Source organism: Macrococcoides bohemicum (assembly GCF_003259675.1).
GTDB classification, from domain to species: Bacteria; Bacillota; Bacilli; order Staphylococcales; family Staphylococcaceae; genus Macrococcoides; species Macrococcoides bohemicum.
Genome location: NZ_PZJG01000009.1, coordinates 22,838 through 49,132, shown reverse-complemented (window position 1 = coordinate 49,132; position 26,295 = coordinate 22,838). Strand labels below are relative to the sequence as shown.

The 26,295-nt window shown below is 36.7% G+C and carries 27 protein-coding genes and 1 riboswitch; of the genes, 21 read left to right on the top strand and 6 right to left on the bottom strand.

What is annotated here, in order from left to right; genetic code table 11:
* Positions 1-14: 14 nt before the first annotated feature.
* Positions 15-1,190 (top strand): phosphopentomutase, encoded by a 1,176-nt coding sequence (deoB, locus tag BHX94_RS11630; RefSeq protein WP_111746857.1) that lies wholly within the window; start codon positions 15-17, stop codon positions 1,188-1,190.
* A 43-nt stretch (positions 1,191-1,233) separates the two neighbouring features.
* Here deoB and BHX94_RS11625 read toward each other — a convergent pair whose 3' ends face one another.
* Complete coding sequence (locus tag BHX94_RS11625; RefSeq protein ID WP_096077978.1) at positions 1,234-1,500, bottom strand: hypothetical protein; 267 nt, start codon at positions 1,498-1,500, stop codon at positions 1,234-1,236.
* Positions 1,501-1,827: 327 nt separating this feature from the next.
* Between BHX94_RS11625 and BHX94_RS11620 the strand changes: the two genes are divergently transcribed.
* Positions 1,828-2,436: a hypothetical protein gene (locus BHX94_RS11620; protein ID WP_111746855.1), complete on the top strand. Its 609-nt coding sequence runs from the start codon at positions 1,828-1,830 to the stop codon at positions 2,434-2,436.
* Positions 2,437-2,496: 60 nt separating this feature from the next.
* Here BHX94_RS11620 and BHX94_RS11615 read toward each other — a convergent pair whose 3' ends face one another.
* Genes BHX94_RS11615 through BHX94_RS13135 form a run of 3 tightly spaced genes read right to left on the bottom strand, consistent with a single transcriptional unit; the run spans position 2,497 to position 5,665 of the window.
* Positions 2,497-2,982 (bottom strand): S-ribosylhomocysteine lyase, encoded by a 486-nt coding sequence (locus BHX94_RS11615; protein ID WP_096077981.1) that lies wholly within the window; start codon positions 2,980-2,982, stop codon positions 2,497-2,499.
* 14 nt (positions 2,983-2,996) lie between these two features.
* Positions 2,997-4,142: a bifunctional cystathionine gamma-lyase/homocysteine desulfhydrase gene (locus BHX94_RS11610; RefSeq protein ID WP_111746853.1), complete on the bottom strand. Its 1,146-nt coding sequence runs from the start codon at positions 4,140-4,142 to the stop codon at positions 2,997-2,999.
* 2 nt (positions 4,143-4,144) lie between these two features.
* A complete protein-coding gene (locus tag BHX94_RS13135) occupies positions 4,145-5,665 on the bottom strand; it encodes a pyridoxal-phosphate dependent enzyme (protein WP_111746850.1) in 1,521 nt (506 codons plus the stop codon).
* Positions 5,666-5,817: 152 nt separating this feature from the next.
* On the opposite strand from BHX94_RS13135, the gene BHX94_RS11600 reads away from it, so the two are divergent.
* From BHX94_RS11600 to ldmS, 5 genes are all read left to right on the top strand, one after another.
* Entirely contained in the window at positions 5,818-6,360 is a 543-nt protein-coding gene (locus BHX94_RS11600; protein WP_111746848.1) for a GrpB family protein, read from the top strand.
* A gap of 116 nt (positions 6,361-6,476) precedes the next feature.
* Positions 6,477-7,151 (top strand): response regulator transcription factor, encoded by a 675-nt coding sequence (locus tag BHX94_RS11595; protein WP_096077985.1) that lies wholly within the window; start codon positions 6,477-6,479, stop codon positions 7,149-7,151.
* Between the two features lie 131 nt (positions 7,152-7,282).
* The gene (locus tag BHX94_RS11590) at positions 7,283-8,785 is read left to right on the top strand and encodes a sensor histidine kinase (RefSeq protein ID WP_170120839.1); all 1,503 of its coding nucleotides are present in this window, start codon (positions 7,283-7,285) and stop codon (positions 8,783-8,785) included.
* A 54-nt stretch (positions 8,786-8,839) separates the two neighbouring features.
* Positions 8,840-8,937: riboswitch (SAM riboswitch) on the top strand.
* A gap of 59 nt (positions 8,938-8,996) precedes the next feature.
* Positions 8,997-10,181: a M20 family metallopeptidase gene (locus BHX94_RS11585; protein WP_111746843.1), complete on the top strand. Its 1,185-nt coding sequence runs from the start codon at positions 8,997-8,999 to the stop codon at positions 10,179-10,181.
* Positions 10,171-11,349 (top strand): L-aspartate--L-methionine ligase LdmS, encoded by a 1,179-nt coding sequence (ldmS, locus tag BHX94_RS11580; RefSeq protein ID WP_111746841.1) that lies wholly within the window; start codon positions 10,171-10,173, stop codon positions 11,347-11,349. Before BHX94_RS11585 ends, ldmS begins: the two co-directional genes overlap by 11 nt.
* Positions 11,350-11,515: 166 nt before the next feature.
* Here the strand turns inward: ldmS and coaW are convergent, their stop codons facing one another.
* Positions 11,516-12,328 (bottom strand): type II pantothenate kinase, encoded by an 813-nt coding sequence (gene coaW / locus BHX94_RS11575; protein ID WP_111746839.1) that lies wholly within the window; start codon positions 12,326-12,328, stop codon positions 11,516-11,518.
* Between the two features lie 156 nt (positions 12,329-12,484).
* On the opposite strand from coaW, the gene BHX94_RS11570 reads away from it, so the two are divergent.
* The 4 genes from BHX94_RS11570 (at position 12,485) to BHX94_RS11555 (ending at position 16,645) form a co-directional block, all read left to right on the top strand.
* Positions 12,485-13,300, top strand: coding sequence for a GNAT family N-acetyltransferase (locus tag BHX94_RS11570; protein WP_111746837.1), 816 nt, complete (start codon positions 12,485-12,487; stop codon positions 13,298-13,300).
* Between the two features lie 75 nt (positions 13,301-13,375).
* Positions 13,376-13,903 (top strand): DNA-directed RNA polymerase subunit delta, encoded by a 528-nt coding sequence (rpoE, locus tag BHX94_RS11565; protein WP_111746835.1) that lies wholly within the window; start codon positions 13,376-13,378, stop codon positions 13,901-13,903.
* A 136-nt stretch (positions 13,904-14,039) separates the two neighbouring features.
* A complete protein-coding gene (locus tag BHX94_RS11560; RefSeq protein WP_111746833.1) occupies positions 14,040-15,638 on the top strand; it encodes a CTP synthase in 1,599 nt (532 codons plus the stop codon).
* A gap of 113 nt (positions 15,639-15,751) precedes the next feature.
* Positions 15,752-16,645 (top strand): nuclease-related domain-containing protein, encoded by an 894-nt coding sequence (locus BHX94_RS11555; RefSeq protein ID WP_111746831.1) that lies wholly within the window; start codon positions 15,752-15,754, stop codon positions 16,643-16,645.
* A 187-nt stretch (positions 16,646-16,832) separates the two neighbouring features.
* Here the strand turns inward: BHX94_RS11555 and BHX94_RS11550 are convergent, their stop codons facing one another.
* Entirely contained in the window at positions 16,833-17,327 is a 495-nt protein-coding gene (locus tag BHX94_RS11550) for a DUF2529 family protein (protein ID WP_111746829.1), read from the bottom strand.
* Between the two features lie 65 nt (positions 17,328-17,392).
* On the opposite strand from BHX94_RS11550, the gene BHX94_RS11545 reads away from it, so the two are divergent.
* The 10 genes from BHX94_RS11545 to prmC all read left to right on the top strand — a co-directional run bounded on the left by BHX94_RS11545 (position 17,393) and on the right by prmC (position 26,226).
* Positions 17,393-17,740: a response regulator gene (locus BHX94_RS11545; RefSeq protein ID WP_111746827.1), complete on the top strand. Its 348-nt coding sequence runs from the start codon at positions 17,393-17,395 to the stop codon at positions 17,738-17,740.
* Positions 17,741-17,831: 91 nt separating this feature from the next.
* Positions 17,832-18,689 (top strand): class IIb fructose-bisphosphate aldolase FdaB, encoded by an 858-nt coding sequence (gene fdaB / locus BHX94_RS11540; RefSeq protein ID WP_096077997.1) that lies wholly within the window; start codon positions 17,832-17,834, stop codon positions 18,687-18,689.
* Positions 18,690-18,875: 186 nt separating this feature from the next.
* Entirely contained in the window at positions 18,876-20,135 is a 1,260-nt protein-coding gene (locus BHX94_RS11535; RefSeq protein WP_111746825.1) for a UDP-N-acetylglucosamine 1-carboxyvinyltransferase, read from the top strand.
* Positions 20,136-20,254: 119 nt separating this feature from the next.
* On the top strand, positions 20,255-20,584 hold the full coding sequence (locus BHX94_RS11530; protein ID WP_096077999.1) for a winged helix-turn-helix transcriptional regulator: 330 nt from the start codon (positions 20,255-20,257) through the stop codon (positions 20,582-20,584).
* 149 nt (positions 20,585-20,733) lie between these two features.
* Positions 20,734-21,711: a class II fructose-bisphosphatase gene (gene glpX / locus BHX94_RS11525; protein WP_111746823.1), complete on the top strand. Its 978-nt coding sequence runs from the start codon at positions 20,734-20,736 to the stop codon at positions 21,709-21,711.
* A 165-nt stretch (positions 21,712-21,876) separates the two neighbouring features.
* Complete coding sequence (gene rho / locus BHX94_RS11520) at positions 21,877-23,193, top strand: transcription termination factor Rho (protein ID WP_096078001.1); 1,317 nt, start codon at positions 21,877-21,879, stop codon at positions 23,191-23,193.
* Positions 23,194-23,309: 116 nt separating this feature from the next.
* Positions 23,310-23,564, top strand: a complete 255-nt coding sequence (locus tag BHX94_RS11515; RefSeq protein ID WP_096078002.1) for a type B 50S ribosomal protein L31 — start codon at positions 23,310-23,312, stop codon at positions 23,562-23,564.
* A 137-nt stretch (positions 23,565-23,701) separates the two neighbouring features.
* Positions 23,702-24,277 (top strand): thymidine kinase, encoded by a 576-nt coding sequence (locus tag BHX94_RS11510; RefSeq protein WP_096078003.1) that lies wholly within the window; start codon positions 23,702-23,704, stop codon positions 24,275-24,277.
* Positions 24,278-24,320: 43 nt separating this feature from the next.
* A complete protein-coding gene (gene prfA / locus BHX94_RS11505; protein WP_096078004.1) occupies positions 24,321-25,397 on the top strand; it encodes a peptide chain release factor 1 in 1,077 nt (358 codons plus the stop codon).
* Complete coding sequence (gene prmC / locus BHX94_RS11500) at positions 25,384-26,226, top strand: peptide chain release factor N(5)-glutamine methyltransferase (protein WP_170120838.1); 843 nt, start codon at positions 25,384-25,386, stop codon at positions 26,224-26,226. The genes prfA and prmC overlap by 14 nt, the downstream gene beginning before the upstream one ends.
* Positions 26,227-26,295: the final 69 nt, after the last annotated feature.

The following is a 26,295-nucleotide window of genomic DNA, read 5'->3' as shown; positions in this document are numbered from 1 at the left end:
AACGCAAAGGAGAGATAATCATGAAATTTAATAGAACTCATTTAATTGTAATGGACTCTGTAGGTATAGGTGAAGCACCAGATGCTGACAAGTTCGGAGATCTTGGAAGTCACACTTTAAAACATACGTTAGAAGGTTACAAAGGAAAGCTACCAAACTTAGAGCGTTTAGGTTTAGGAAATATTGCTGAACTTCCAGTAGTAAATAAGGTAGATGAACCGGTTGGCTATTATACGAAATTATCTGAAGCATCAGTTGGGAAAGATACGATGACTGGACACTGGGAGATTATGGGGTTAAATATCGATAAACCGTTTAAAGTTTATCCTGATGGATTCCCTGAGGAACTCGTACAAGCAATCGAAGAAATGACAGGACGCAAAGTTGTTGCCAATAAACCAGCATCAGGTACAGCAATCATTGACGAGTGGGGCGAACATCAAATGAAGACTGGCGATTTAATCGTCTATACTTCAGCTGACCCTGTATTACAAATTGCTGCCCATGAAGATATTATTCCATTAGATGAATTATATGAAATCTGTGAGAAAGTGCGTGAGTTTACAAAGGATCCTAAATACTTGATTGGGCGTATTATTGCAAGACCATATGTAGGGGAACCTGGAAACTTTACGAGAACATCTAACCGTCATGATTATGCGTTAAAGCCTTTCGGACGTACAGTGATGAATGAAATGAAAGATGCTGGTTTAGATGTAATCGCAATTGGTAAGATTAATGATATCTATGATGGCGAAGGTGTTACTGAGTCAATCCGTACGAAAGATAATATGGATGGTATGGATAAATTATTAGAAGTTGTAAAACGCGATTTCAAAGGTTTAAGCTTCTTAAACTTAGTAGACTTTGATGCGTTATATGGTCATCGTCGTGATAAAGAAGGTTATATGAATGCGATTAAAGCATTTGATGAGCGTTTAGGTGAACTATTAGATGAACTTCGTGAAGATGATCTATTAATCATTACTGCAGATCATGGTAATGATCCAACAATGCCTGGAACAGACCATACGAGAGAATACGTACCTTTATTGATGTATTCAAAATCAATCGGTAATGGTGAACTTTCAGGACACGACTCATTTGCTTCAATTGGTGCTACGATCGCTGATAACTTTGAAGTGAAATTACCTGAATTCGGAGAGAGTTATTTGAATAAATTGAAATAGAAACAAATAAAAATGGCTCGCTACTTATTGTAGTGAGCTATTTTTATATCACTTGTCGTTCAATCGCGCGTAAAGTATTAAAGAAGTCCATGATCTCTTCAAAGTGGGGACCCCGATTTTTATAATGATATTCTATAAAGTATATGGCATCAGCAAGCTTTTGTGGTAAATCATACTGGATGCTCATTGTTGATTTAAATTTTTTAAGATCTATAGAATGGATTTCATCATAATATTTATTATAAAGATCGATGGATTCTTCTAAACCATACGACATAATTAAGTTTAATCGTTCTTTTTCTGTAAACATGTCTATCATCTCCATGATAGACATCTTACCCTTTTAATATTGAGATGGAGTGAATTTAAAGTAAATTATCTGTAAATACTAGTTTTCAGCAATACTTTTAATGAATGTTTTCATTTTGTCGAAATCATTAACTGAACGGTAAAAGTTTATTTACCGGTGTTCGTGAGAAAAGCATAAGTAAAACCTCATTTCTTAAAGTACAAACACTACATTAACATTTTTTTTTATTATTTTTATAGTTTTTTATAGATTTTTAATAGTTTCGCTTAAGATAAACATGAATGGGGTATAGTGAAATAAAATAACGTAGATAAAGGGGACGTCACTATGAAATGTAACTGTAAAAAGACGACTGGTGCAGTCGGTGCAATTGTATTTGTTGCAGCGAGTGGAGCACTATATTATTTCTTAACGAAAAATCAAAAACAAAACGATGAGGTACAAAATTTGAATCATAACGATGAGAAGAAAAAAAGCGTCAATGTTGAACTTGTAAAGCCGGAACCGACGCCACCTGAAGCTGTAGGTAAAGAGTTTCATATGCCACACTTTATGGTGAAGAATTTAGTGGTAACGCCAAACGATAATGGTGTTGCTTTCCGCTTAGATTATAGAATTGATCGCGTGCTTTATAATTATCTTATGCATAATACACCGCATTATCGTTTCAGATTTACATTGCCATTAGAGTTGAAACCTTACTTTGAAGGTAATGGTACAGCTAAAGTGTTAGGTGAACTTGTATATGGTACTGGTGAAAAGTCAGATTACAGCGTAGCGTTTAATTTTAAGAAGCATGATGACATTGATAGCGCGAAGATGTATGAAATTGGTGAGATGACTGGTCCATATCATTTAGATATTGTTGATGAACAGTTAAAAGTATTAAACGAATATGATGACGTTTATGCAGCTGCTAATTTAATTAGATTTTAATGGATAATTTGTTGATCTTGAGTTAGAAAAAAATCCACCTCAGCTGAGGTGGATTTTAAATTATTCTGCTGGTGCTTTACCTTCTTGATAAATATTTCTCCAGCCGTCTTTTTTGCTTAACATTTCTTTAGCGATAGCTTGTGCGCCTTCTAATGAATGGCTTGCAGCCCATCCGCATTGTACTTCGTTACATGCTGGTACTTCTGTAGCAGTAAGGACGTCATTTAATGTTTTTTCCAGTATAACTAACACGTCTTCATAGTCATCATGATTAATTAGTGATAGGTAGAATCCTGTCTGACATCCCATTGGTGATAAATCTACAACTTTATCTGTATGGTTACGGATGTTCTCAGCCATTAAATGTTCTAATGAGTGTAGTCCAGGCATTTCCATATGTTCTTTGTTTGGTTGTTTGAAACGGATATCGTATTTGTTAATTACATCGCCATTGATACCTTCTTTAATACCTGCTAAACGTACGAATGGTGCATCTACGATTGTATGGTCTAAGTTAAAGCTTTCAACGTTCATTTTTTGTGTCATGATGTGCCTCCTGATTATTTAAGTAATGCAAATCCTTCTTTTAAGTCTTCTAATAAATCTTCACTATCTTCAATACCCACTGAAATACGTACTAATCCATCAGTGATTCCTAATTCTAAACGGCGTTCACGTGGAATAGATGCATGTGTCATTTGACTTGGTACAGAGATTAAACTTTCAACTGCACCTAATGATTCAGCTAATGTAAAGTATTTTAAAGATTTTACAAGTAATTCAGCATTTTCTTTAGAACCGACATCAAATGAAATCATTCCACCGAAACCTGTTGCTTGTGATTCATGAATTGCTTTACGTTCTGCATCTAATAATGATGGGTGGAAGATGTTTGTTACTTTATCTTGTGATTGTAGGAATTCGATAATTTTCTTCGTTGTTTTTTCGGTTTGTTCCATACGTAATGCAAGTGTTTTAATACCACGTACAAGTAGGAAACTATCTTGTGGTCCGAGTATACCACCAGCAGAGTTCTGAATAAAGTGAATTTGTTCTGATAATTCTGGTGTACGTGAAACAAGCAAGCCTGCTACAACATCACTATGACCACCGATATATTTTGTCGCTGAATGTAATACGATATCAACACCTAGATCGATTGGATTCTGGAAATATGGTGTCATAAATGTATTATCTACTACTGAGATTAAGTCGTTTGCTTGTGCGATTTCAACCATTGCACGAATGTCAGTAACATTGAGTAATGGATTTGTCGGTGTTTCGATATATAACATCTTAGTTTCAGGTGTAATTGCCGCTTTAACCGCTTCAACATCTGTTGTATCTACAAACGTTGATTTAATGCCGATACGGTCAAATACTTTAGTAAATACGCGGTATGTTCCGCCGTAGACGTCACTACCAACTACGATATGGTCACCAGCATTTAACAGCATTACTACTGTTGATACTGCTGCCATACCTGAACCGAATGCGAAACCTTCATGTCCATGTTCAAGGTCTGCGATTAACGTTTCTAAAGCAGTACGTGTTGGGTTCTTCGTACGAGAATATTCGTAGCCTTGACGTAAGTTACCTATACCATCTTGTTTATATGTGCTTGTCTGATAGATTGGTGCATTGACTGACCCAGTATAGACATCAGTCGTTTGTCCACCATGAATCATCATTGTTTTTTTCTTCATTGTTATTCTCCTTTAATATTAAATATTGCTTGTGATAAATATCTGTCGCTAGCATCCGGGAAGATGACAACGATATTTTGATTCGTAAAGTGTTGTTGCTGATTTAGCGCCGCCTGTAATGCAGCACCGGATGAACTACCTTGCATTAACCCTTCAAGCTTAGCAAGTTCTGACACTTTTGTAAAAGCATCAATATCAGAAATCGTTTCAACTGCATCGATTAAATCTTTTGGTAAGAAACCTGGCCATTTTTCAACACCGATACCTTCAGTCCTGTGACTGCCTGATTCACCACCATTTAATATTGAACCTTGTGGCTCAACGATGACTTTATGTGCATCTTTAAAGTAGTGTGCTAGCCCTGTAAACGTACCACCTGAACCAGCGCCGGCTACGATCATATCAACGCGTCCAACATCAGCGATAATTTCATTCGCAAGTCCTTCATAACTAGAAGGATTATCAGGTGATTCGAATTGATTGGTGAAGAATGCACCCGTTTTCTGTGCATATTTTAATGCTTCCTCGCGTGCGAATAGCATCCCTTTATCCGTTGGTGTATTGATAATTTCTGCGCCTAAAGCACGCATAATGCTTTGTTTTTCAACGCTGAACTTCTCAGGAACGTATACACGTAATTTTAAATCATACTTCTGGCATATAAGTGCTAACCCGATACCCGTGTTCCCTGCAGTTGCTTCAACGACTTGACCGGTTTTAATATCACCGCGTTCTAAAGCTTTTGTAATAATATTTAGTCCAAGGCGATCTTTTACTGAACCACCTAAATTATGATTCTCTAGTTTTGCGAAAATACGGTTTCCCTCATTTAACGGAAATGCTGTAATTTCTACTATAGGTGTGTGGCCGATTAAATCAAATGGCTTTTTAATTGTCTTTTTTTCTAAAATCTGAAGGTGTGCAAAGCGATTAAGCTGTGTATCGTGATAGTCGAAGCCATTGCGGTTGGCGATAACTTCCATCGTTTCTTTTAATGGATAATATTCACGGTTTAAATCATCTACTAAATTATTGAAACCAAGTGACGTATAGTGCGCTATCATCAATCGTTTCTCTTCTTCAGAATTGAAGATTGTATCTAAAATGATGACGCGGCCACCATCATTAAGTAATTCTGCATATTTACCGACTGCGATATCTTTTTCTGTATCTGTCAAGTGGTGGAAAGCAAATGAAGAGATAAATGTATCAGCTGGTTGCTGTTTGAAATTTAAGAAGTCACCACGTTCAAACGTAATCCTTGTCTTCTTTTCTCCGATTGCTGCCATTTCTTCGCTTGGTTCAATCGCACGGACGTTTAAACCTTGCTGTAAAAGGTAATTAGTTAAGTTACCAGTACCTGGTCCAAATTCTACAACATCGCCTTGTGCATGTTTTACTGCTTGTGCAATCATAAAGTCATAGTTTACAAAAACATCTTTATATTCAGGGTCCTGACCAGTCACGAAGTTATCGTATTCAGATGCCCAATTTTTAAATATATCCATAAAAGGTAAGCTCATGATTATTTCCGCTCCTATAATTTAAGTAATCTTATCGGTTAACTCGGGATTAATAATAACATGGTACGAATTAGAAAACAACGAAATAGTTTGTGAATTTTGTCACAATAAGATATAATAGTACTATTACAAAATTTGAAAGTTGGTGGCATATGAAGAAGATTGTTGTTTTACCATATGATAGTATTTGGCAGCATTTGTTTTTAGATGAAAGCAGAAAATTAAAAAATAGTATTAAAGAGCACGCCGATAATATATTGCATATCGGTTCAACAGCAGTGCCTGGTATGTCGGCTAAACCAATTATTGATATGATGATTGTCACTAAAAGTTTGCAGCTCTTTGAAACGCAGCATCTGGCTTTAATCAATTTAGGTTATGAAAGAATTACACCGGAATTTAAAGATTGCTTACAATATGTGAAGCGCGTTTCAGGTGATAGAACACATCAGCTCTATATATTTCCATCTGGTCATGAAAAGATTTTAGAAATGACTGCGTTTACCAGCTATTTAAAATATTATCCGAGTGAGATGGAACGATATAATAGTGTGAAAAGAGAACTTGCTAAAATGTATCCATTTGAAGTTCACGCATATGAACAGTCTAAACTGATCTTTGTCACCGTAATGACAGTAAAAGCTCTTGACTGGTATAGTGATAGAACATCACATGAAGATGTTTCAATAATATAAGAACGAGATTGAAGATTACTTCTATCTTGTTTTTTCATAATTAAAAGAATAATACAAAAATAGTGGGAATTTTGTTATTATTACTAAAGAAATGCGTTTTTAAAGGAGATAAAAATATGCCGTCAATATTAATTGTAGAAGATGAACTTGAGATTGCCGAACTTATAAAGTTTATTCTTGTGCGTGAAGGTTTCGGAAAAGTTGATATTGCTTCTACATTTGCACAGGCGAAGTTGATGATTAGTACACATTATGATACTTATCTATTGGACATAAATCTTGGGGATGGGTCAGGTTATGATCTTGGCAATGAAATACGTGAAATGACCGATGCGCCGATTCTTTATGTTTCGGCCAATACACAGGATAGAGATAAGATTAAAGGCTTTCAAAATGGCGCAGATGATTATATTACAAAGCCATTTAATCCGATGGAACTTGCGGTGAGAGTAAAGGTTAATGTCGAGCGTTATATGAAGTCCGGTAAAAAAGAAAAGGCGTTATATTCATTTGATGAACGAAATGCAGAATTAACTGTAAGAGATAAGAAATATCTGCTTTCAGGAAAACAATATTTATTGATGCAATACCTCTATGAACATCAGGATGAGATATGTACAAAAGAGCAGATTTATGAAGCGGTGTGGGAAAATCAGTTTGTAGATGATAATACAGTGATGGTTCATATCCGAAAGTTAAGAGAAAAGCTCGAAGTGGAACCAAGTAAACCGAAATTATTACTAACATCACGTGGTATCGGCTACATTTTAAAATCAGGTGAGGATAAATGAGCATCAGCAAAAAATTTATGATTCGCTTTATCCGTTATTTTCTTATCTTTTATTTTTCAGTGACCTTAATTATTTGTGCCTTCTTTCTCTATTTTCTGGTTACCAGTGAACAAAGTTTCTTTGAGGAAGATATGCAAAGTGTGGATTCATATGCTATTAGTGAATATATTAAGTTTGACGGGGACAAAGTTAAACCGGTTAAAGAGATGGTTAATTATATTAAACAGCACAACGGCATACTTGTAGTAAGAGACAAGGGTGGTAAGGTCATCTATTCGTCTGATAAAGATTTCAAATTACAGCCGTTAAATACATATCGTGCTGAAGCATTTACGACATGGGAGCTGCCTAAAGGACAGCAGGTTATCTATTTGGAGAATAAAGTATTAAATGAAGCGAGACGTAAGCTTGAAACTGATTCGAAAGAAGCACAGCGTTATTTAGAGCAACACGATCTTGCGTTATTCGTTGCAGATAAAAAAGGCTTAACTAAAATTTCTGGACAGTTTGATGAAGATGTCGTGAATAGTACGCTATTTAAGCATAAGAATAATGACAATTACCAGAAATATTTCTTTGTTTCATATTTTAAAGATAATAAAAATTACTATGTGGTTCAGAAAAATCAACATCCGGCTGATACGAAAGCAATCTTTGCAGAGGACAGCTATATGTATGATAAAGATTTTATGAATGACATAAAAAATTTTTTAATTTGGTATGCATGGATAAATCTCGTTGTATTGGCTGCTATATTACTGTTCTCAATCTTTTTAGGTAATCGACTAGCGCAACCGTTAAAACACTTTTCAACATGGGTAGAGCAACTTGCAAAAGGTGACTATTCAGTGCTTAATGATGAAAGAATCTATAAAAATGGTCGGTTACGTCGTAAATATCGTATGTATAGTCCGATTGATGGTGCGATAGCGAAACTTACAGGAAAGCTTGCAGATGATAAAAATTACCAAAGTAATATGAATATTCAGCGGGAAAAATGGGTACGGGGTATTACACATGATTTAAAAACACCGCTTAGTTCAATCTATGGATATGCCAAAATACTTAACAGTGGTATGCCGCTTGAACCGGACGAACAGAAGAAGTTTATCGGCATTATTGAAGATAAAGCATTATATATTGATCAGCTGCTTAAAGATTTAAATATGGTCTATCAGCTGAAAAGTGACGGGATTCAATTCCATACAGAAGAAATATGTTTGCGAACATATATCGATGCATTTGTCTCTCAATATGGCAATAAAGGTTTAAGCTATATACTTAAAGAAGATGCGACGATTCATATTGATACGTCAAGGATGGATCGCGTGCTGACGAATATTGTGTCGAATAGTTTTACACATAATGTCAATGTTGAAGTATGGATCAGTACGTATACGAATGGAAATAACGCGATTATAGAAATTGCGGATAACGGGCAAGGTATACCACAGGAAGATCTGACACATATCTTTGAACAGTTCTATCGTGGTAACAGAACAAATGAACATCATAATGGCAGTGGTTTGGGATTATCTGTGGCAAAAGAAATCGTGGAACTGCATGACGGCACGATAGACGTTGTCAGTTCAGTTGCTGGCACGAAATTCTTAATTACTTTACCAACATACTAATTTTGATATTTGACAGAATTTATAGATAACTATATAGTTATCTATAAATTCAATAACTTATCAAGACGGATTGAGGGAAGGGCCCGATGACATCCAGCAACCTGCAGTAATGTAAGGTGCTAATTCCTACAGCGTAAGCTGGCAGATAAGAACGTGTAGACATTCCTATCTGGGAATGTCTTTTTTTTATAAGTACGGAGGAGAGAATAATATGAATAACAAAGTATTACAATATATAGATGAAAATAGAGATAAATTCATACGCATCAGTCATGAAATTCATGCACGACCTGAACTAGGCAACGAAGAATACTTTGCGTCTAATTTGCTGAGCAAGACATTAAAAGATGCAGGGTTTAGTATAGAGCGTGATATTGCAGGACATGAAACTGGATTTATCGCAACGTATGAAAGCGAGAAAGCAGGACCTACTATCGCTTATTTAGCAGAATACGATGCATTGCCAGGTTTAGGACATGCATGTGGTCATAACATTATCGGCACATCTAGCGTATTATCAGCGATTGCTCTAAAAGAAGTGATTGATGATTTAGGCGGTGTCATTCAAGTGTTCGGCACACCAGCTGAAGAAGGTGGTGTAAACGGGAGTGCGAAAGCATCATACGTTAAAGCTGGGTTATTTAATGATAGTGATGTAGCATTGATGATTCATCCTGGTCATGAATCGTTTAGAACCGTGCCAACACTGGCAGTAGACGTATTTGAAGTGGAGTTTTTTGGCAAGACTGCGCATGCTTCTGAGAATGCACATAATGGTATTAACGCGCTTGATGCGATGATCAGTTTCTTTAATGGTATCGGTCAACTGCGTCAACATATTAAAAAGACGGATAAAGTGCATGGTGTTATTTTAGATGGTGGTAAGTCAGCAAATATTATTCCGGATTATACGAAAGCGAGATTTTATACACGAGCAATCAGCAGAAAAGATTTAGATGTATTAACCGGTAAAGTTGATCGTGTAGCACAAGGTGCGTCAATTACAGCAGGTGCAGAATATCAACTCAACCACATTCAAAATGGTGTCAATGAATTCATCAGAAATACATTTTTAGATGATTTATTTGAGAAACATGCTATTATGCATAATGAACCAATTTTGCATGATGATTTTGGTTTCGGTTCAACGGATACGGGGAATGTAAGTCATATCATTCCTACGATTCACCCGCATATAAAGATGGGGCCATCGTCGCTCGTAGGCCACACAGTAGAGTTTCGTGAAGCAGCGAAAAGCGCACACGGAGACCATGCCTTATTACAAGGCGCTAAAATAATGGCAACGATGGCTATCGAGTTAATCGAGAAACCTGAAGAACTACAACGCATTAAACATTTACATGAAACATTAAAGGAGAACATTTATGGGGACTAAACCAATCAACTTACCATTAGTTATGAAAGATTTATATGGGGAGAAAGTGATGTATTCATCACGCCCATCCTATACTTTTAATCCATGGCTACAGCCGGAAGAACACCAATCAAATTTACTGAGCGCACGTGAACTGTTAATTGCCGAGATGCCGGTCGTTGTACACGAAGCGACTGTGACAGATAAAACTGAAGCGTTGTTTAATGCAGTTGGATTTGATATGCCAAATGGTTTCAGAGTGTATAATACACGTGAATCATATGAACAGGTGTTACGCGATGCAGTTGCAGATGGAGAAAAGATATTCTTTCAATATGCTCATGAAGAAGAATTAGTATCAGGCGATAAATATGTCGTACCGCGTAATAAATTTTTAGCGCTTAACAATAAATCAATACTGGATAAATGGACAAAGGGGAAATTCTTACCGAAACGTGACGTTGTAGCGATTGAAGAGTTTGAAAATACTGTTCGCAAGTGGTCACTGCCTTTCGTGATTAAACCAGGAGACGAACATCCGACTGCCGGTGGATATGGCGTAATGCTGTGCTATACGCAGGAAGATGTTGAACGTAGTATTAAACGTGTCCGAGAAGCAGAAGGTACAGAGCAGATGATTATCGAACAGTTTATTGAGCCAGTGCATAATTATTGTGTACAATATGCATATAGCGAAGAACTTGGTATTAAGTTTATTGGTTCAAGTCAGCAGATCACTGAAAAGTATGGTAAATATCGTGGGAATATTATAAATCATGATATCCCGCAGAATGTCATCGATGCCGGAATGGAAATCATGCAAAATGGTGTAGAAGCAGGATATGCTGGAATTGCTGGCTTTGATTTACTTGTGGATAGCGAAGGTGCGATTTACGCAATCGACCTTAACTTCAGACAGAACGGTTCAAGCTCGCTGTTATTATTAGATAGTGTATTATCTGGAGATTATAAGAAGTTTCTTGCGTATTATAGTGCTGGAGATAATGCGAAATTCTTTGATGTCATATTGAATGAAGTGAAAGCAGGATACTTATTCCCGCTTGCCTATTATAATGGAGATTATAAAGAGAAAGACGGATTCCCATCACGATTTATCTGTATCTGGCACGGAGATGAAGATGTAGTAGAATCACGCGTAAAAGCATTTGAAGCTCGACTTAAGGAGTGATTCATTTGAGTAAGAAAAATAATGCTACAGGCATTGCAGTAGCAACGACAATTATTAGTGCGACTTTAATTCCGTTTTTGTTTAGTTTAGTGAAATTAATCGGGAAGAAATAAGGTCGTCTGCAAAGCAGAACGCTGCGTTACTTACACGAGTAACGCAGCGTTTTTTATTGCTCATCCATCAATCTCAATGTACCAACCGCACCTGAATATTCACCGTTTTCGATGAAGTAAGGCTTAAAGTTACGGAGAATTGTATAGTTCATAACAATATCGCGTAATAACGTATTATTTAAGAAACTTGAACCGATATAGACAACATATTCGGCACCGAATTCACGTGCAGCATGAATGGATACTGTTGTTACGGTTTCTCCGACAATACCCAATACTGAAGCAATTTTATCAGCATCGGTAAAGTTTTTAGTATCTTTGTTATGAAGGACGTTACCGAAATTGGCTGCAGTCAGTTCGCCTGGTATCGGCGTTTTATCACCTTTATAGATATGTTTTACTTTTAAGTCGATAATGTCACGGTTTCCTTCTTTTGCTGTTGTCACAATATCATCGAAATTTACTTTTCCAGTCAGTAAGTAAGATAATCCCATCATCATACCACCACCTGCGCCTGTTCCGCCTGCGCGGATTTGTTTACCGTTGTCTACAAAGTGTATAGACGTTCCGGTTCCGACATTACTAAAGACAAATTTTGAAATATCTAGATTCATTTCTGTTAGGAATGATTGGATGCCACGGAATGTTGCATCAAATTCAACCGATTGAAATGCATTTTGAGGGATTAAGCTCTGCAGATATGTTGCTTTCCCACCAGTTAATGCAACTTGTGCATCAGGTACAGTCTTTAACCATTCAGCTACTTCCTGGATTTCGGTGCTCAGCTGTTTTCTGAATGTGAATTTGTCATTTTCTAAAATGGCGATTTTAACTAAAGTACCGCCAGCATCAATACCGATTTTCATATAAATACCTCATTTATTATTTGTTTTTGTCATTATACTATAATGCAGTATTGTTTGTGTCGTTTCACTGTTTTGTTTAAATTTTGTGATAATTTTGAGATGAAATGGGTATATATTGAGTAAATTATTAAATTCATCTCAGACGGAGGCAACATTATGGAATTTATAGGATCTCAAATTAAGATTGTTCAATATAAAGAGGAATATAGACCTCAATTAGAAGCGTTTGAATTAACAGATAGACAAAAGATATATTCATCATTACCTTTAGAAGTTTTAGATGAAGGTTTATTTGACCCGAACCGCAGACCATGTGTTGTGCTTAATCATGATGAGCAGGTTGTCGGGTTCTTTGTACTACATCAACATTATCAGCATGAAGGATATGACACACCAGTAAACGCTGTTTACGTGCGTAGTTTATCAATCAATAATAAGTTGCAAGGGCAAGGCTATGGTACTGAAATTATGATGAATATACCGGAGTTTGCGCAGACTGTATTCCCGAACTTTGATCATCTTTTCCTAGTTGTCGATGCTGAGAATCAAGGTGCGTGGAATTTATATGAGCGTGCTGGCTTTATGCATTTAGCGACAAACCCTAATGGGCCAATCGGCAAGGAACGTCTTTATTATTTAGACTTAGACGCAAACTATGTTTCTAAATTAAAATTGGTTCAAGATGGCGACAATATTAAATTGCTGAAAGATGAAAAAGAAGTAGGAACTGTCGATTTAGAAGTTGATGGAGATATCGCTACATTGAAAGCGATGGATATTACTGAAGATGTGGATGTTATCCATGAAAATGTGTTGCGTCAGATTGCGACTTTTGTCCGTAAACATTTTAAAGATGTCATCAGGATAGAAGTAGAGGTTCCGGAAAATTTAAGAGATGTATACTTAAATAATAACTTTGTACCGATGGATGCTGAACATCCTCATCATTTAACGAAATTAATTCGTTATTAATCTTGCGTTAGAGGTCGTTTTCTTGATATGATGTAGTGTGAACTTAAACTAGCATAGTTTGAAAGGACGAAGAAAATGAAAATCTCTGAATATACAAAAGAAATGATAGATGAAAACTCTTTTATCGATTTAGCTTATATTTATTTAACTGAAAAAGGTAAAGAAGTTAACCTCTATGATTTAATCGATGAATTCCAATCTATAGGTGAGTATTCAAGTGAAGAAATTGAAACACGTGTTGTTCAATTCTACACAGATTTAAATACAGATGGTCGTTTCTTATCAACAGGTGAATATATGTGGGGTCTTCGCGACTGGTATTCAGTAGATGATATCGAAGAAAAAATCGCGCCGACTGTACAAAAATTTGACGTGCTTGATGAAGACGATGAAGATGCACCTAAGATCGCTTTACTTGGTGAAGATGAAGTCGAAGATGAATTAGACATTGTTGTTAGTGAAGATGACGAAGAAAACGTTGACGCTGAGGATGAAGAAGTCGAAGATGAATTAGAAGAAGCAGGTTTAGTAGTTGAAGCGGATGAATTCGATGACGAAGACGATCAATTCGAAGATGAAGAGGAAGAAGACGAAGAAGAATAATAATCTTAGTTGACATTTTGCTCAAAAATGATTATTATTTTACTTGGGCTCCTTTAATTAGGACGAACGTATAAACTTATGCGCTCCCTTTGCTTTTGCAAACGGAGTGCTTTTTTATTTTTTTAGGAGGTAAATCATGACAAAATTTATATTTGTAACAGGTGGAGTAGTATCTTCTTTAGGTAAAGGGATTACTGCAGCAAGTTTAGGAAGATTATTAAAAAATCGTGGTCTAAATGTAACAATTCAAAAGTTTGATCCATATTTAAACGTAGATCCAGGTACGATGAGTCCATACCAGCACGGTGAGGTATTCGTAACTGATGACGGCGCAGAAACAGACTTAGATTTAGGGCACTATGAACGTTTCATCGATATTAATTTAAATCAATATTCTAATGTTACAGCAGGTCGTGTTTATTCTCATGTGTTGAAGAAAGAACGTCGTGGTGATTACTTAGGTGGGACAGTTCAGGTTATTCCACACATTACTAATGAAATCAAATCACGTTTACTTTTAGCTGGCGAATCAACGAAAGCTGATGTCGTTATTACTGAAATTGGTGGTACGACAGGAGATATCGAATCACTTCCTTTTATCGAATCAATTCGTCAAATTAAAAGCGACCTAGGTCGTGAGAATGTAATGTACATTCACTGTACATTATTACCGTACATTAAAGCTGCGGGTGAAATGAAAACGAAGCCGACACAACACTCTGTGAAAGAATTACGTGGATTAGGTATTCAACCAGATATGATCGTCGTGCGAACTGAATATGAAATGACAGAAGACTTACGCGATAAAATTGCGTTATTCTGTGATATCGATAAGAAATCAGTAATTGAATGTCGCGATGCGGATACACTTTACCAAATTCCGGTTGCATTACAAGCTCAAGACATGGATGACCTTGTGATTGAACGTTTAGGGCTAGAAGCAAGTGGTGAAGCTGATCTTACTGAATGGAATCAATTGTTAGATACTGTACGCAGCTTGGATGGAAAAGTGAAAATTGCATTAGTAGGTAAATATGTTGCATTACAGGATGCGTATCTTTCAGTTGCAGAAGCATTAAAACATGCAGGTTATGTATTTGGTAAAGATATTGAAATCGACTGGATCAATTCAGAGCATTTAGATGTAACAAATTATAAAGAACGTCTGCAGGATGCTGACGGTATATTAGTACCTGGCGGCTTCGGTGAACGTGGTATCGAAGGTAAGATTTTAGCGACGCAATATGCGCGTGAAAATGATATTCCATTCTTCGGTATTTGTTTAGGTATGCAACTTGCAACAGTTGAATTTGCACGTAATGTTGTTGGATTGAAAGGTGCACATTCAGCAGAGTTAGATCCAAATACACCGTATCCAGTTATCGCTTTATTACCTGATCAGAAAGATGTTGTAGATTTAGGCGGAACATTACGATTAGGATTATATCCATGTGAAGTCCAGGAAGGTACGAAAGCATTTGAAGCATATGGTGTGAACCATGTTGATGAACGTCACCGTCATCGTTATGAATTTAACAACGAGTATCGTGAACGTTTAGAAGAAAAAGGATTAGTATTCTCAGGACTTTCGCCAGATGGTCGCTTAGTGGAAATCGTTGAAATTCCTGATCATAAATGGTTTGTGGCATGTCAATTCCATCCGGAATTCTTATCACGTCCAATGAAACCACAAAGTTTATTCCGTGGATTTATAGAGGCAGCAATTAATAAATAAGATTTTTAAAGGTCATCCTTTTGGATGACCTTTTTTGTTTGTGATGAGTTAACAAAAGTTAACTATTGAAAACAGATTTGTGTTGTTGTAAATTAATTGGTAGGAGGTGTAATATGTTTCTAAAACTTCATGAACCTGATAATAAGATGAGTTATTTGATGAACGTTGATGGAAGGTGTAACCTGACAAAAGATGATCGTACAGCTTTATTTGCATATCAAATTGGATTTGCCGGGGAAAACTATTTTTATGAACAACTGCAAGCTGTCGAAGGGGGATTGAAGCTTTGGGATATTACGTTGAAAGAATCTAGTAAAGCTCAGTTTGATTTTTTGATTATCGGGGATGGTAAAATTTTTCACTTTGATACAAAAAATTATTCAGGAGAATACACTTATATAGATGGAATATTTAAGAACAATCGCGGTAGAGTTGATCAAACAATAATATCACAGTTGAAACGTGCAGACCTTATTTTGTCACAATTTTTAATGCGTAATGTATTTCAATACGAACATGTAAGTCGCATCATCTTTGTGAATGAAAATTTTGTTTTGAGGAACTTCAATGGTGATCAATATGTGAAGTTTGCCGGCCAAATACCTGGTATTATAGATTATCTTAAAAAGCTTGGACCGCCGACTGATGAAGACTATCGTTTAGCTAAAGCGTTGATATCAGCGGACGCGGTAGATAATCACCGATTTGCTTATTATGATTATACGCAGATGAAGAAAGGTTATCGTTGTCCAAAGTGTAAGCGATTTGGGTATGTGGAGGTAGCAAGTAGAAAAAAATATGTGGCTTGTCGTTGTGGTAGACGACTAAGCAAACTAGATTATATTACAGAAGCAGCTAGACAAGTTTCGATCCTTAAAAATGAACCATTTCAAATTAAAGAAATAGCTGAATGGAGTAACTGTGAAATTAAGACAGTCCAAAGAGCTCTTTTAAATAGCTGTATGTTTAAAGGAAAGAATAAAGGTAGAGTTTATTGGTTTCAATAGTAATGTGTAAGAGCAACAAGTCTGATATAAGTGATATATCGGACAAGATGCACGTCGAAATCGTGGATATCAAGAAAACAAGTCCGATATACGTGATATATCGGACAAGATGCACGTCGAAATCGTGGATATCAAGAAAACAAGTCCGATATACGCAATATATCAGACTTGTTTCATCACTCTTTTCTTATTCCTCCACCAGCATCTCATGCATCACACTATAGATTGCATAGTAGATGTAATTCATCGCCATCATATGCGGCGTAATAATACGACTGAAATCTTCAGTAGGTACCAGCGCACGTGGTGTACTTAAATCGATAAAATTCATCGATCGAATATCTTCGTGCTTATTACATACTAATACGTAGTCGATATCTCGTGCTTCCAGACTATCGACAAATTCAGCAGTACTTTCATCATACGCATCGCTCATTACAAGAATACGATCTGTTCCATCAACTAACGCATCAGAAATGTAGACTGCAGCATCGAATAAACTTTCTTTACTATTTGCAGCAAATTCCTCGAAAAGCTTTAAGTCGCCAAATCCTTTAATGTATATTTTACCTTCTCCGACAACGGCTTGTGCAAGTAATCGGCCCGCTATATCCAGCTCAGCTTCTTGCATATCTATTTTTTTAAAGATACCATTAAGTTGCGTATTAAATATTTTAAGCATGGTAAACCTTCTTTCTAAAATTCTTAACACATATCATATCATAAATGAATAGGAGAAAACATGAAATGAAAATATTAGTAATTGACGATGAACCTAATATTCGACTTCTTTTTCAGGAAATATTTAAAATGAAAGGTTATGATACTGAAATTGCGGAAAACGGAAAAATAGGATTAGAGATGTTAAAGGAGAATTATTACGATCTCATTTTTCTGGATCGTAAAATGCCGGTCATGTCGGGTGACGAAACTTTAGATCAGCTGAGAAAATTCTCGGATGTTCCTGTTTATCTTGTTTCCGCTTTTCAGACAGATGAAGAGATTCAATCAATTAAGCAAACTGGCGCAACAGGTGTCTTAATGAAGCCGTTTACAATTGACGAAGTTGTGAAAATCGCTGAAAAGTTTTCGTAAAACGATTCTTAGCACATGCAAATAAGATAACGAAGTGCTATACTTACCTTATAAAAATAGTGCTTAAGCACAAACAAGGAGGATTTTATCCATGCCATTAGTTTCTATGAAAGAAATGTTAATCAAAGCAAAAGAAGGTGGTTATGCTGTTGGTCAATACAACCTTAACAACCTTGAATTCACTCAAGCAATCTTAGGTGCTTCACAAGAAGAAAACGCGCCAGTTATTTTAGGTGTTTCTGAAGGTGCAGCTAAATATATGGGTGGTTTCTACACAGTAGTAAAAATGGTTGAAGGTTTAATGAAAGATATGGAAATTACAGTTCCTGTAGCAATCCATTTAGACCACGGTTCAAGTTTTGAAAACTGTAAAGCTGCGATTGATGCTGGATTTACTTCTGTTATGATTGATGCTTCACATCACTCATTCGAAGAGAACGTTGAAATCACAAGTAAAGTAGTTGAATATGCACACGCTAAAGGTGTTTCAGTTGAAGCTGAATTAGGACGCGTTGGTGGACAAGAAGATGATGTAGTATCTGACGGTGTTGTTTACGCTGATGCTAAAGAATGTCAGGAATTAGTTGAGAAAACTGGTATTGACTGCTTAGCGCCTGCATTAGGTTCAGTACATGGTCCTTACAAAGGTGAACCAAACTTAGGTTTCAAAGAAATGGAAGAAATCGGTAAAGCAACAGGTTTACCATTAGTATTACACGGTGGTACGGGTATCCCAACTAAAGATATCGAACGTTCAATTTCTTTAGGTACTGCTAAAATCAATGTAAACACTGAAAACCAAATCGCTTCAGCAAAAGCTGTTCGTGATACATTAAACAATGATGCAAACGTATATGATCCACGTAAGTATTTAGGACCAGCACGTGAAGCGATTAAAGCAACTGTTATTGGTAAAATTAAAGAATTTGGTACTTCTAACAAAGCTTAAATTTTATTTTCATACTTAGACTGATATGCATGGCATATCAGTCTTTTTTCTTGACTAATTTTACCCTTTGGATTATATTTGACTTCATACTTTTTGTTTTGCATTACTAAAATGAATTAGTTTATAATAAAAATAATCAACAATAATAAGAAAAATGTGTGTGATAAAAGTTAAAGGAGTACAATTATGTCAGAAGAAGTAATTAAAATAAGAGGAGGCAATCCTCTTAAAGGCTCAGTTCAAATCAGTGGTGCTAAAAATAGTGCAGTTGCTTTAATTCCGGCAACCTTAATGGCTAGTAGTCCTGTTACATTAGAAGGTCTACCAGAAATTTCAGACGTTGTGACTTTAATGAGCTTATTAGAAGATTTGAACATAACGACAACTTTAGATGGCGACCGTTTAACCGTAGATCCTTCAAATGCTATTAACATGCCACTTCCTAATCATAAAGTTCAATCATTACGTGCTTCATATTATATGATGGGTGCAATGCTTGGAAAATTTAAGAAATGTGTGATTGGATTACCTGGCGGATGTCCTTTAGGACCACGTCCTATTGACCAGCACATTAAAGGTTTCGAAGCGTTAGGTGCTACTGTTACGAATGAAGCAGGTGGCATGTATCTTGAAGCTAAAGAGTTAAAAGGTGCGAAAATCTTTCTTGATGTCGTATCTGTTGGTGCAACAATCAATATTATGTTTGCTGCTTCGATGGCTAAAGGTAAAACAGTCATTGAAAATGCTGCTAAAGAACCTGAAATCGTTGATATAGCAACGCTATTAAACAACATGGGTGCGAAAATTCGTGGAGCTGGTACGGATACTTTAAAAATTGAAGGTGTTGAATCACTTCAAGGTACTTCACACACAATTATTCCTGATAGAATTGAAGCTGGTACATATATGTGTGCCGCTGCAATGATGGGTGAGGAAGTATTAATTGAAAATATCATACCCTTACATATGGAACCACTAACTGCTAAATTGATTGAAATGGGTGTTAATGTTCAAATCGGTGAAGATCAAGCTTTAATTTCTAAACCGGAAAAATATAATCCAGTAACGATTACGACAAATGTTTATCCTGGATTTGCGACTGATTTACAACAACCTTTTACACCATTATTATTTATGGCAGAGGGTCAAAGTACGATAACGGATACTATCTATCCAGCCCGATTCAAACATGTTGATGAATTATCACGTATGAACGGTGATATCACTGAGTCTGGTGGTACTGCAATTATTAAACCATCTCAACTATCAGGTGCAGAAGTTGCTGCTAGTGATTTGCGTGCAGGTGCTTGTTTAGTTATCGCAGGTCTTGCTGCTGAAGGTATTACGACGGTTTATAATGTTAAACATATCGACCGTGGATACAGCGGTATTGTTGAGAAGCTAAAGGCGCTTGGTGCAGATATCTGGAGAGAAGAGATACAATAATGAATTTTCTAAAACGGCCAAATGCCGTTTTTTTTCTTAAGCAGCAACAAATATATAAAAAATATATTTGATATATTTTTTATATCGGTGTACAATAGTAATATAAAGAGGTGAGTCATATGGAAGTATGTCCGTATTTAGAAGAGACGTTTAAGATTCTTGGTCGCAGTTGGAATGGCCTACTTATAAACTATTTATCGCGTTCAGATGATCGCTCTGCACATTTTTCTGATATGAAACGTGACTTAAAATCAATTACGCCACGTGCATTAAGTTTGAAGTTGAGTGAATTAGCTGAATGGGGCCTTGTCGAAAAAAAAGTTGTTTCTACAACCCCGCTTTCAATTAAATATGTATTAACGGATAAAGGTTATGCCTTATCTGAAGCGATGCATCCGATTGAAACATGGGCACAAGAGCACTTAGAACTAGACGAAAAACAAGCATAATAGGAAGCCTACTTGCTGAATAGTCAGCAGGTAGGCTTTTTATTTTGTCTTTAAAAAATAAGTATCATTTTACAACTAATGGTACGCATAATATTGGAATGTGTTATACTATTAACGATGTTACATATCTAATGCAGAGGAGAATGTTTATGGAACGTAGTTTGTCAATGGAATTAGTCAGAGTTACAGAAGCGGCAGCGCTTAAAAGTGCGCGTTGGGTAGGTAAAGGATTAAAGAACGAAGCGGACGACGCAGCAACGACAGCAATGCGCGAAGTATTTGATACAATTCCGATGGACGGTGTTGTAGTTATTGGTGAAGGTGAAATGGATGAAGCACCAATGTTATATATCGGTGAAGAACTAGGGACTAAAGAAGGTCCTCAAATTGATATCGCAGTTGATCCTCTAGAAGGAACGACGCTTGTTGCTGAAGGTTCATGGAATGCAATGACAGTACTAGCTGTTGGTGATAGAGGAACATTACTTCATGCACCGGATATGTATATGGAGAAAATTGCAGTTGGTCCTGACTGTGTAGGTGTAGTGGATATTTCTAAGTCAGTAACAGAAAATTTACATGCAGTTGCTAAAGCGAAAGGTAAAGATATTTCTGATGTTACAGCTACGCTTTTAAATCGTGAGCGTCATGCGGGGATTATTAAAGAAATTCGTGAAGCGGGTGCGCGTATTAAGTTAATCGAACACGGAGACGTTGCTGGTGCGATTAATACAGCGTTTGATTTTACAGGTGTTGATATTTTATTCGGTTCAGGTGGTGCACCTGAAGGCGTTATTGCTGCTGTGGGTATTAAAGCTTTAGGTGGCGACTTCCAGGGTATTCTTTTACCGGAAGATGTAGAACAAGAAGAGCGTTGCCGCAAGATGGGAATCGAACCGAACACTGTATTACAACTGGATGATATGGTAAAAGGTGACGATGCAATCTTTGCTGCTACAGCAGTTACTGACGGTGAATTAATGAAAGGTGTTCAGTTTAAAGGCGGATATGCTGAAACACATTCATTAGTTATGCGCGCAAAATCTGGCACAGTACGTTTCGTACAAGGTCGCCATAGTTTAGAGAAGAAACCAGGTTTAGTAATCAATCAGGAAGATACAATTTAATCATAATTAAAAGCTTGAGCAGACGCTCGAGCTTTTTCTTTTTATCAAAACATGCTAAACTATCTAATGATACTCCTCTTGAAACTTCTTCTATTTTCTTTTTGAATTTTCCAAAACGAATGCATATAGATTTATTGATAAATTAATATAGAAATGGGTGTAGAAATGGTAGAAAAAGTGAGAACAAGCCCTCAGTATGAGTCTTTTCACGAATTATACAAAAATCATACAACAAAAGCATTAACAGCAAAAGCGAAAGAACTAGGTCTTGTTAATTATAGTAAATTGAATAAAAAAGAGTTAGTGCTGGCCATCATGGAAAAACAGATGGAGAAAGACGGAAACTATTATATGGAAGGTATATTAGATGATATACAGCCTGATGGATACGGGTTTTTAAGAACGGTTAACTATTCAAAAGGTGAGAAAGATATTTATATCTCTGCCAGTCAGATTCGTCGTTTTGAGATTAAAAAAGGGGACAAAGTTACCGGCAAAGTTCGTAAACCAAAAGAAAATGAGAAATATTACGGATTATTGCAAGTAGACTTCGTCAATGATCAAAATGCTGAAGAGGTTAAGAAGCGTCCTCACTTCCAGGCGTTAACCCCACTATATCCGGATACAAGAATTCGTCTTGAAACAACGAAGACAGCATATTCAACGCGCATAATGGATTTAGTGACACCAATTGGATTTGGGCAACGTGGTATGATTGTAGCACCTCCTAAAGCAGGGAAAACGTCATTGCTGAAAGAAATCGCAAATGCAATCTGTGTTAATCATCCTGAAGCGAAATTGTTTATCTTACTTGTCGGTGAACGTCCTGAAGAGGTAACGGATTTAGAGCGTTCGGTAGAAGCAGCAGAAGTAGTACATTCAACATTTGATGAGCCACCAGAACATCACGTAAAAGTGGCTGAACTGTTATTAGAGCGTGCGAAACGTCTTGTTGAGATTGGTGAAGACGTCATTATCTTAATGGATTCAATTACGCGACTAGCACGTGCCTATAACTTAGTGGTACCACCGAGTGGTCGTACATTATCAGGTGGATTAGATCCTGCCAGTCTGCATCGTCCGAAAGCATTTTTCGGAGCGGCGCGTAACATTGAAGCAGGTGGAAGTTTGACGATTCTATCTACAGCGCTTGTTGAAACAGGTTCACGTATGGATGATATGATCTATGAAGAGTTCAAAGGGACAGGAAACATGGAGCTTACATTAGATAGAAAGCTTGCTGAAAAACGTGTTTATCCGGCTATTGATATCCGCAGAAGTTCAACACGTAAAGAGGAATTATTACTTGATAAGAAAGAATTAGAGATGGTTTGGCAGCTGAGAAATTTATTTACGGATAGCAATGACTTTACGGAACGTTTCTTACGCCGACTAAAACAAAGTGAATCAAACGAAGATTTCTTTAAACAACTCGGTGAGCGCATGGTCGAAAGTGCAAAATCAGGTAAACCGATCATTTAAAATTTAACCTTGCTTTTTTATAGTGAGACGTATATAATATGTAAGTATTGACGTGAAAATATTTCACGAAATAACTCTGTTCCAGATGGTTCAGGGCAAAGGAGCTGAAAACAATTATGAAACCAGGAATTCACCCAGATTATCAAAAAGTAATCTTTTTAGATTCTACTACAGACTTCAAATTCTTAAGTGGATCTACACGTAAATCAAAAGAAACAATGACTTGGGAAGATGGAAACGAGTACCCAGTAATCCGTTTGGATATTTCTTCTGACTCTCACCCATTCTACACAGGCCGTCAAAAATTCGCATCTGCGGATGGACGTGTTGAACGTTTCAACAAAAAATTCGGTCTTAAGTCAAATAACTAATACTGAAGCTTTAAACTCTTATACCTTTTGGTGTAGGAGTTTTTTTAATGTTCAAGATGAGTTTTAAATCACAATGTAATATAGGGTTAAATTATGATATAATAAAGCGATTATGACTTAAAAAGGTGGCATTCAAGATGTATGAGCAGTATCATTCGGGTTGGATAGAGTGTATTACGGGTAGTATGTTTAGCGGGAAAAGTGAAGAATTGATTCGTCGTGTGCGTCGCGGACTTTTTGCGAAGCAGCGTGTCATCGTCTTTAAACCATCCATCGACGACAGATATAGCGATTTAGAAGTCGTCTCTCATAATGGCAACAAAGTTGAAGCAGTTAATGTCTCGCATTCTTCTGAAATAATGGAACATGTGCAGGAAGACCATGATATTATTGCAATAGATGAAATTCAGTTTTTTGATAATGATATCGTCGGTGTAGCAACACAGCTTGCTGAAGAAGGATATCGTGTTATTACTGCTGGTTTAGATATGGACTTCAGAGGTGTACCTTTTGAACCCGTACCTGAAATCATGGCAGTTGCTGAACATGTTACAAAGTTGCAGGCAGTGTGCAGTGTATGTGGTGCCCCGAGTTCAAGAACACAACGCCTTATTAACGGTGAGCCAGCGCGCTTTGATGATCCGATTATTTTAGTTGGTGCAAAAGAAAGTTATGAACCGAGATGTCGTGAGCATCATATCGTTCCGAAATAAAATATGAAACACATTAAATAAACTTAAAAAGGAGTAAATATATATGTTTGATCAGTTAGAAATCGTAGAACAACGTTATGAACAATTAAATGAATTGTTAAGTGATCCGGATATCGTAAGTGATACCGATAAATTAAGAGAATACTCAAAAGAACAGGCTGATCTTCAGGAAACAGTTGAAGCATTTAGAGCGTATAAAGAAGTGAAGCAACAACTTGAAGAAGCATTAGAAATGATGGGTGACGCAAGTGATGCAGATGAGCAGGAAATGATTAAAGAAGAAATTAATGAATTAAAACCGCAAATTCCAGTATTAGAAGAAAAGATGAAACTATTATTAATTCCAAAAGATCCTATGGATGATAAGAACGTAGTGATGGAGATTCGTGGAGCAGCTGGTGGAGATGAAGCGAATATATTTGCTGGAGACTTATTCCGTATGTATTCAAGATTCTCAGAAGAACAAGGGTGGAAGATTGAAGTTATGGAAACGAATGAAGCGGACCATGGTGGATTTAAAGAAATTAGTTTCACAATTATCGGAAAAGGTGCATACAGTAAATTGAAATTCGAAAATGGTGCCCACCGTGTACAGCGTATCCCAACGACTGAAAGTGGTGGACGTATTCATACGTCTACAGCAACAGTAGCGGTATTACCAGAAGTAGAAGATGTAGAAATTGAAATCCGTCAGGAAGATTTACGTATTGAGACGTATCGTTCATCTGGTTCTGGTGGTCAGCACGTTAACACAACTGACTCAGCAGTACGTATTACGCATATTCCGACTGGGATTGTGGCAACGTCTTCAGAAAAATCTCAAATTAAAAACCGTGAAAAAGCATTAAAATTACTTAAAACGCGTGTATTTGATGCGAAATTACAGGAAGAACAGGCGAAGTATTCTGAACAACGTAAATCAGCAGTAGGTACTGGTGACCGTTCTGAACGTATTAGAACATACAATTATCCTCAAAACCGTGTAACGGATCACCGTATCGGTTTAACGATTCAAAAGCTGGATCAGATTGTAGAAGGTAAATTAAGCGAAATCATCGATGCGTTAACAATCGCAGAACAAACGTCTAAATTAGAAGCATTAAATGATGGCGTACTATAACGTCCAGCAGCTGATTAAACAAGGTGAAGCGGTTTTATCACAAAATGAGGAACCAGTAATCGGTGCGAGATATTTAATGATGGATCTGTTTGAGCTATCACAAATGGATATAATGATGGATAATAAACAACTGACTGAAGAAGAACGAACGCGTTATCTAACAGGTATCGAACAGTTAGCACATCATATACCGCTTGCACATATTACCGGGTTTCAAATGTTCTATGACCGCAAGTTTATGGTGACAAAAGATGTACTTGTGCCACGCAATGAAACGGAAGAGCTTGTATCTCTTGTCATTGAAAAATGGAGCAATCATCAATCTTTCGCTGATATCGGTACAGGTAGTGGCGCTATCGCAATATCTCTTGCCTTAGAGTTACAGGGAACTAAAGCTTATGCCGTAGACATTTCTAGTGATGCGCTCAATACTGCACGTAATAATGCAGCAGCACTTAACGCAGAGGTCACCTTTTTAGAAGGCGATTTACTCGAACCGTTAATTAATCGTGGAATTAGGGTAGACTGTTTAATAAGTAACCCGCCGTATATTGCACAAAGTGAACTAGAGTTAATGAATGAAAGTGCATTGCATGATCCCCATATCGCTTTATTTGCAGAAGATGATGGTTTGGCATTGTATAAACGTATGATCGAGCGTATGCCGGATATATTAAATCCAGATGCCCTTGTCGCATTTGAAATTGGACATGCACAAGGCGCGGCTATCTCAGAATATGTCTTGAAACTTTATCCACACATTACGCCACAAGTCGTTCAGGATATTAACGGTTTGAATCGCATTGTCTGGTTTGAATGGTGTGAATAAGTTATACACAAATTACAGGAGTTATCCACAATTTGTGCATAACTTTTTATTTTGTTTTAAAATATGAGT

Coding starts and splice junctions, on each gene's coding strand:
- BHX94_RS11625 (WP_096077978.1), bottom strand. CDS start 1,500: ATGTTTACAGAAAAAGAACGATTAAACTTAATTATGTCGTATGGTTTA.
- BHX94_RS11620 (WP_111746855.1), top strand. CDS start 1,828: ATGAAATGTAACTGTAAAAAGACGACTGGTGCAGTCGGTGCAATTGTA.
- BHX94_RS11615 (WP_096077981.1), bottom strand. CDS start 2,982: ATGACACAAAAAATGAACGTTGAAAGCTTTAACTTAGACCATACAATC.
- BHX94_RS11610 (WP_111746853.1), bottom strand. CDS start 4,142: ATGAAGAAAAAAACAATGATGATTCATGGTGGACAAACGACTGATGTC.
- BHX94_RS13135 (WP_111746850.1), bottom strand. CDS start 5,665: ATGAGCTTACCTTTTATGGATATATTTAAAAATTGGGCATCTGAATAC.
- BHX94_RS11600 (WP_111746848.1), top strand. CDS start 5,818: ATGAAGAAGATTGTTGTTTTACCATATGATAGTATTTGGCAGCATTTG.
- BHX94_RS11595 (WP_096077985.1), top strand. CDS start 6,477: ATGCCGTCAATATTAATTGTAGAAGATGAACTTGAGATTGCCGAACTT.
- BHX94_RS11590 (WP_170120839.1), top strand. CDS start 7,283: ATGCAAAGTGTGGATTCATATGCTATTAGTGAATATATTAAGTTTGAC.
- BHX94_RS11585 (WP_111746843.1), top strand. CDS start 8,997: ATGAATAACAAAGTATTACAATATATAGATGAAAATAGAGATAAATTC.
- ldmS (WP_111746841.1), top strand. CDS start 10,171: ATGGGGACTAAACCAATCAACTTACCATTAGTTATGAAAGATTTATAT.
- coaW (WP_111746839.1), bottom strand. CDS start 12,328: ATGAAAATCGGTATTGATGCTGGCGGTACTTTAGTTAAAATCGCCATT.
- BHX94_RS11570 (WP_111746837.1), top strand. CDS start 12,485: ATGGAATTTATAGGATCTCAAATTAAGATTGTTCAATATAAAGAGGAA.
- rpoE (WP_111746835.1), top strand. CDS start 13,376: ATGAAAATCTCTGAATATACAAAAGAAATGATAGATGAAAACTCTTTT.
- BHX94_RS11560 (WP_111746833.1), top strand. CDS start 14,040: ATGACAAAATTTATATTTGTAACAGGTGGAGTAGTATCTTCTTTAGGT.
- BHX94_RS11555 (WP_111746831.1), top strand. CDS start 15,752: ATGTTTCTAAAACTTCATGAACCTGATAATAAGATGAGTTATTTGATG.
- BHX94_RS11550 (WP_111746829.1), bottom strand. CDS start 17,327: ATGCTTAAAATATTTAATACGCAACTTAATGGTATCTTTAAAAAAATA.
- BHX94_RS11545 (WP_111746827.1), top strand. CDS start 17,393: ATGAAAATATTAGTAATTGACGATGAACCTAATATTCGACTTCTTTTT.
- fdaB (WP_096077997.1), top strand. CDS start 17,832: ATGCCATTAGTTTCTATGAAAGAAATGTTAATCAAAGCAAAAGAAGGT.
- BHX94_RS11535 (WP_111746825.1), top strand. CDS start 18,876: ATGTCAGAAGAAGTAATTAAAATAAGAGGAGGCAATCCTCTTAAAGGC.
- BHX94_RS11530 (WP_096077999.1), top strand. CDS start 20,255: ATGGAAGTATGTCCGTATTTAGAAGAGACGTTTAAGATTCTTGGTCGC.
- glpX (WP_111746823.1), top strand. CDS start 20,734: ATGGAACGTAGTTTGTCAATGGAATTAGTCAGAGTTACAGAAGCGGCA.
- rho (WP_096078001.1), top strand. CDS start 21,877: ATGGTAGAAAAAGTGAGAACAAGCCCTCAGTATGAGTCTTTTCACGAA.
- BHX94_RS11515 (WP_096078002.1), top strand. CDS start 23,310: ATGAAACCAGGAATTCACCCAGATTATCAAAAAGTAATCTTTTTAGAT.
- BHX94_RS11510 (WP_096078003.1), top strand. CDS start 23,702: ATGTATGAGCAGTATCATTCGGGTTGGATAGAGTGTATTACGGGTAGT.
- prfA (WP_096078004.1), top strand. CDS start 24,321: ATGTTTGATCAGTTAGAAATCGTAGAACAACGTTATGAACAATTAAAT.
- prmC (WP_170120838.1), top strand. CDS start 25,384: ATGGCGTACTATAACGTCCAGCAGCTGATTAAACAAGGTGAAGCGGTT.